The organism is Methylobacterium symbioticum, from assembly GCF_902141845.1.
Taxonomy (GTDB): Bacteria; Pseudomonadota; Alphaproteobacteria; order Rhizobiales; family Beijerinckiaceae; genus Methylobacterium; species Methylobacterium symbioticum.
Map to the genome: position 1 here is coordinate 1 of NZ_CABFPH010000180.1, position 6,350 is coordinate 6,350.

A 6,350-nucleotide genomic window follows, 5' to 3' on the forward strand; every position below is an offset into this window, starting at 1 on the left:
CGGCATTGTCGCGCAGCTCCTCGGCGGAGAGCACCAGCGCGAGGGTGCCGGGGCTGCCGTCGGATTCGAGGGCCGCGCTCACCTGCACGAGGTCCCAGGCACCGACATAGGGCACGAAGCGCAGGATGGCGGCGAGCACGCCGAACAGCATCGGGCTCGGCACGCCGATGATCCAGAGGCCGAGGCCGATCACCACGCCGAAGGCGATGTTGAGGGCGAGCTGCGCCAGGAAGAAGCGCGACAGCCGGCTCGCCGCGTCGTCGATCGCCGCGGTGGTGCGGCGCAGGTCGCCCGATCCGGCGATGCGGATGGCCCGGTTCCGGAGATCCTCGCGCTGGAGCAGGATGAAGATCGTGAAGATCAGGATCAGGCCGGTGGTGGCGAGCGGATGCAGGATCGGGCCGGCAAAGGTCTGCACGGTCTCCAGCACCCCCGCCTTGGCCGCCTTGATCTCGACGGTGAGCGGGTGGGTGGCCGAGCCCGGGTCTCCCTTCAGCTCCACCGGCGGCGGCGGCTGGAGCGCGGCGCCGAGATCCTGCACGAGATCGACGATGCGGGCGAGCGTGCCGGTCTCGGCGGTGGCGCCGCGCAGAGCCGCCACCTTGTCCCGCATGGTGAGCGAGTAGCGCGGCAGGTCGGCAGCGAGCTGCGCGCCCTCGCTCGCGATGAGGCTGCCGACGCCGAACAGGGTGCCGAACGCGACCGTGACCACGAGCAGCACGGCGAGCGCCCGCGGCACGCGCAGGCGCCGCAGCACCCGCACCGCCGGCACCAGCACGAAGCTCAGCAGGATGGCGAGGGTGAGGGGCACGAGGATGTCGCGCCCGAAATAGAGCGCGGCCATCACGGCCACGACGAGCAGCACGGAGGCCAGGGCGAGGAAGATCGGCAGCCCCTGCTTGAGCCGCTGCGCGGTGACGGGATCGTCGCTCATCAAGTCCTCACGGCCTCGCGGCCCGGTTCACGCAACACGGTCCTGCCACCACCGCCCTCTCCCCTCTGCGGGAGAGGGTGGCCCGGGAGCGGGTCGGGAGAGGGAAGCCCGGCTTCAGGCACAGGCGCAGCGTCGATGCCCCGCATATCCCACACCGTTGCTTCCCTCTCCCGACCCTCGCTGACGCGAGGGCCACCCTCCCCCGCAGAGGAGGGAGGCAAAGCGGCACTCAGCCCGCCGAGGCCGTCTCCCCGAGAGCCGCGCTGATCTGGCTGAGCAGCTTCGAGAAATCGACCGGCTTCGGATGGTAGTCGTCGCAGCCCGCCTGGATCGCCTTGTCGCGATCGCCCGACATGGCATGCGCGGTGAGCGCGATGATCGGGATGGAGCGGGTATCGCTACCGGCCTTGAGGGCGCGGGCCGCCGACCAGCCGTCGAGGACCGGCAGGTTCATGTCGAGGAGGATCACGTCCGGACGGCCGGTGCGGGCCTGCTGCACGCCGGCCTCGCCGTCATGGGCCAGGATCACGTCGTAGCCGCGTCGCTTGAGCCGGCGCGAGAGGAAGTCCCAGATCTCCTCGTGATCCTCGACCAACAATATCCTGGCCATCGCCCAACCTACCCCTCGAAATCCGTCGCGGACACGCGGCTCATGACACCGATCACGGCACCGCGCGGCCGATCGCGCCGGCACGCTGCGGCGCAGGCGGCCGCAGCGCAAGAGAACGTCTCAGGCCCGCCCCGCGATCCGTATGCAATCCGGAATCGCGTCGACGGGCCAGGATCCCTCACTCCTCCGCGTCGAGATGGAAGTGCACGTTCTCGATATTGGCCCGCTCGAAGGCCTGCATCACGTGCTGGTAGGAGCGCTCCATCTCGGTCGGCGCGTCGCCGGGCGTATCCTCGGGCTTGAGCACGAACATCAGCATCGAGCGGCCGGTGACGTCGTAGCTGTCGCCCGCCCGGAAATGCTCGACCGCCTGGCTGTCGGGCAGGTTGGTGTCGAGGAGCCGCGTCCAGGCGTCGCCGCCCACGGTCTCCGGCAGGGTGAACTGCACGAGGTCGTGGTAGGCGTTGTAGAGCACGAGCAGGGTGGCATCGCCGCCGCGGCGGTGGATGCCGGTGGCCTGGGCGCGACCGTCGAGCAGCACGGCGAGCGCCCGGGCGCCGCCGTCGCCCCAGTTCTCGCCCTCCATCTCGGCCCCGTCCGGGCGCAGCCAGGTCACGTCCTTGACGCCGAGATCCTCGTCGTAGCGGCCCGAGAGGAAGCGCCCGCGGCTGAGGATCGGCAGGGCATTGCGCAGGATGATCAGGCGCTGGGTGAACTCGGCGAGGTCGCGCTCCTCGGCACCGATGGCGTTCCAGTCGAGCCAGGAGATCTCGTTGTCCTGGCAATAGGCGTTGTTGTTGCCGTTCTGGGTGCGGGCGAACTCGTCGCCGGCGAGCAGCATCGGCGTGCCGCGCGAGAGGAACAGGGTCGCCAGCATGTTGCGCATCTGGCGCAGGCGCACGGCGCGGATCGCGGGATCGTCGGTCGGACCCTCGACGCCGTAATTGTAGGACAGGTTGTGCGAGTGGCCGTCGCGGTTGTTCTCGCCGTTCGCCTCGTTGTGCTTGTCGTTGTAGGCGACCGTGTCGTGCAGGGTGAAGCCGTCATGGGCGGTGAGGAAGTTGACGCTCGCCCAGGGCTTGCGCCCGCGCTTGTCGAACTTGTCGGCCGAGCCGGTGATGCGCGAGGCGAGATCGGGCAGCAGCCCGGCATCGCCCTTCCAGTAGGCCCGGACATCGTCGCGGAAGCGGTCGTTCCACTCGGCCCAGCCCGGCGGGAAGCCGCCGACCTGGTAGCCGCCGGGGCCGCAATCCCAGGGCTCGGCGATGAGCTTGACGGAATTGAGCACCGGGTCCTGCCGGCAGGTGTCGAGGAAGCCGCCGCCCTCGTCGAAGCCGTAGGGCTCGCGGCCGAGGATGGTGGCGAGGTCGAAGCGGAAGCCGTCGACCTGCATCTCGGTCGCCCAGTAGCGCAGGGAGTCCGTGACGAGCTGCAGCACCCGCGGATGCGAGAGGTTGAAGGTGTTCCCGGTGCCGGTGTCGTTGATGTAGTAGCGCGCCTCGCCGGGCAGCAGGCGGTAGTAGGAGGCGTTGTCGATCCCCTTGAACGACAGGGTCGGCCCCTTCTCGTTGCCCTCCGCGGTGTGGTTGTAGACCACGTCGAGGATCACCTCGAGGCCGGCGCCGTGCAGGCGCGAGACCATCTCCTTGAACTCGGAGAAGGCGAAATCCGGCACCGCGGCGTAGCGGCGCGCGGGGGTGAAGAACGAGATCGTGTTGTAGCCCCAGTAGTTGGTCAGGCCCTTCTCCTGCAGGTAGTCGTCCTGGACGAAGGAGTGGACCGGCAAGAGCTCGACCGAGGTCACGCCGAGGCTCTTGATGTAGTCGAGCACGTCCGGGTTGCCGAGGCCCGCATAGGTGCCGCGCAGCTTCTCCGGAACCTTCGGATGGAGCTTGGTCAGGCCCTTCACATGGGCCTCGTAGACGATGGTCTTCTCCCAGGGCACGTTCGGCTTCTGGTGCCGGCCCCAGGTGAAGGCCGGATCGATGACGCGCGAGCGCCGCGTGAAGGGCGCGCTGTCGCGGTCGTCGAAGGTGAGGTCGTCGCCGGTCTCCATCTTGTAGCCGAACAAGGCCGGGTTCCAGGTGATGGAGCCGACGAGCCCCTTGGCATAGGGGTCGATCAGGAGCTTGTTCGGGTTGAAGCGGTGGCCGTTCTCCGGCTCGTAGGGGCCATGCACCCGGAAGCCGTAGATCGTGCCGGGCCGGGCGTCCGGCAGGTAGCCGTGCCAGATCTCGTCCGTGTATTCGGGCAGATCGATGCGCTCGATCTCCTGCTCGCCCGCATCGTCGAACAGGCAGAGCTCGACCTTGGTGGCGTAGGCCGAGAACACGGCGAAGTTCACGCCGAGGCCGTCCCAGGTCGCCCCGAGCGGATAGGGCAGGCCCTCCTGGATGCGCGCGCGCGCCACGCGGGCCGTGGAGGCGGGTCGGGAATTGTCAGCCATGCTCACTCCGGGGATCGCATCCCGCGACGCGCGGCGGCCGGCGGCCGACGCGGGGTGCGTGATCCCTGTCTGAACGTACTGGCTCCGGCGAGGCTCCGTGCGCTGCGGAAAATTCCTGTGCGGCGGAGCGGCTGTGACATGGCCGCCACGCCCGGCCGCCACCCTGGCGCGGGCGGCCGATGGTGCAGCGCGAAAGGCCGCTCCTACAGCCGCTCCTCGACGAAGCGCTCGGCCGCCGGATCGGCCCCGCGCCGCCCCACCTCCCGCCGCAGCAGCGGCACCACCGCCTCGGCCTCGGCGGTGACGAGGTAGCTGAGGTCGAGACCCTCGCGGATGAAGCCGTGGTCGCGCATGTGATCGAAGAGCGTCAGCAGCGGCTTCCAGAAATCGGCCACCGAGACCAGCAGGATCGGCTTGCGGTGGCGCCCGAGCTGGGCCCAGGTGAGCTGCTCGACCAGCTCCTCCAGGGTGCCGATGCCGCCGGGCAGCGCCACGAAGGCGTCGGAGCGCTCGAACATCAGGCGCTTGCGGGTGTGCATGTCGCCCACCACGATCGTCTCCTGGATGTCCTCCAGCATGTGCTCGCGGGCCTGGAGGAAGTCCGGGATGATGCCGGTGACGTGGCCGCCGCCCTGCATCACCGCGCGGGCGACCGTGCCCATCAGGCCGACATCGCCGCCGCCATAGACGAGGCCGATCCCGGCCCGCGCGAGCGCCGTGCCGAGGGTCTCGGCGGCCCGCCGAAAGGCGGGATCCTGCCCGAAACCGGAGCCGCAATAGACACAGACCGTCTTCACCGGAGCCATCCGGCCTCCTCCATCAACCGTTCACGTGCATAGCAGGTCGCGCGGAGCCCGGCTCCCCGTAAACCTGCCCGCGGGGCGCGGGCCGCGCCGCCGCAATCTCGGCCGCAAGATCGGCGCCGCACGGCTCCGGCGGGGCCAAAGTGCTGAATTCGCGCGGGAATCCCCCGGACGCGCGGCAGGGCGGCTTGGTCTGCGATCCATGTAGAGTATTATGCCCCGGACAGTCGACGTTTTTCGGACAGCCCAACGTGCCCGGAGCCGTCGGGAGCAGATGTGAGGCCCGTGATGTCCACCGTGTTGGGGCGCAGCCTCGCGCTCGCCTTCGGCGGGCTCGTCGCCGGACTGGGGCTCGTGCTTGCCCTGTTCGGAGGCGGCCTGCGCGAGCGCTGGGCACCGGCAGGCGATGCGGCGACCCCGCGCCCGCTGACGGCGCCGCAGGCCGCCAAGCCGGAGGGCGGCGCCGTGGCAGCCCTGCCCGAGACGCGCTCGCCCGCAAAGCCGCCGCCCGGCGGGTCCGACGCGGCGGTGAGCCCGCCGGCCCCGACGCCGACGCTCGACGGGCCGAAGACGGCCACGAACGAAGCGGACAAGCCCGATCCGGCCGTGCCGAGCTTCGACGTCGTGCGCGTCGAGCCGAACGGCGAATCCGTCGTGGCGGGCCGGGCCAAGCCCGATTCGACCGTGGAGATGCTGGTGGACGGCAAGCCCGTCGCCCAGGCGCGGGCGGACCGCGACGGCCAGTTCGCGATCGTGCCGCCGCGGCTGCCACCGGGCAGCAGCGAGATCGTGCTGCGCGCGACCGGCGCGGATGGACGCGAGGTGCGCTCGAAGCAGAGCGTCGCCGTGGCCCTGCCGGCCACGCCCGGGGCCAAGCCCCTCGTCGCCCTGACCGCGCCGGACCGCCCGACCGCCGTGCTGTCCCAGCCCGAGGCGGCGCCGCAGGCCGCCGGGGCCGGCCCCGCCACGGCGACGCCGCTGCGCATCGTCAGTGTGGACGCGCAGGAGAATGGCCGCCTCTACGTGAGCAGCGAGGCGCCGCCGGGCGCGGTGGTGCGGCTCTATCTCAACGACACCCTGATCGCCCCCGGACAGGCCGGCGCGGACGGCAAGGTCACCTTCACCATCGGCAAGGGCGTGCGCCCCGGCGCCTACCGGATCCGGATCGATCAGGTCGAGTCCGGCACCGGCAAGGTCCGCATCCGCGCCGAGGTGCCCTTCACCGTGCCCGAGACGGCGGTGCAGGTCGCCGCCCGGACGGAGGCGGCCCGGCCGGCCGCCGAGCCCACCTCACCGAAGCCGGCGGAGACCGCCGGATCCGAGACGCCGAGGTCGCACACCGGCACATCCGAAGCGGTCAGCGCCGAAGCCGCCAGCCCCGGCACTACAAAGCCCGGCACTGCGAAGCCCGATACCGGAAAGCCTGACATCGGGATGTCCGCAGCCGGGAGGTCCGGGACCGACAAGCCCGGCTCCGCCGGGGCGGCCGAGCCGGCCCGGCCCGGCGAGCAGGCCACGCTGCCGGATCCGGCCCGCCGGCCGGCCGGACCGGCGCCG

At 71.0% G+C, this 6,350-nt stretch carries 5 protein-coding genes; 1 reads left to right on the top strand and 4 read right to left on the bottom strand.

Annotated features, from left to right (window positions below):
* From MET9862_RS28090 to MET9862_RS28105, 4 genes are all read right to left on the bottom strand, one after another.
* Window positions 1-934 (bottom strand): AI-2E family transporter (locus tag MET9862_RS28090; RefSeq protein ID WP_142586192.1); only part of this gene is annotated, 934 nt, incomplete at its 3' end.
* 229 nt (window positions 935-1,163) lie between these two features.
* On the bottom strand, window positions 1,164-1,544 hold the full coding sequence (locus MET9862_RS28095; RefSeq protein WP_142586193.1) for a response regulator: 381 nt from the start codon (window positions 1,542-1,544) through the stop codon (window positions 1,164-1,166).
* Between the two features lie 178 nt (window positions 1,545-1,722).
* Complete coding sequence (gene glgX / locus MET9862_RS28100; protein ID WP_142586194.1) at window positions 1,723-3,990, bottom strand: glycogen debranching protein GlgX; 2,268 nt, start codon at window positions 3,988-3,990, stop codon at window positions 1,723-1,725.
* Between the two features lie 203 nt (window positions 3,991-4,193).
* Window positions 4,194-4,796: an LOG family protein gene (locus tag MET9862_RS28105; RefSeq protein ID WP_142586195.1), complete on the bottom strand. Its 603-nt coding sequence runs from the start codon at window positions 4,794-4,796 to the stop codon at window positions 4,194-4,196.
* Window positions 4,797-5,081: 285 nt separating this feature from the next.
* On the opposite strand from MET9862_RS28105, the gene MET9862_RS28110 reads away from it, so the two are divergent.
* Window positions 5,082-6,350 (top strand): NADH-quinone oxidoreductase subunit E (locus MET9862_RS28110; protein WP_142586196.1); only part of this gene is annotated, 1,269 nt, incomplete at its 3' end.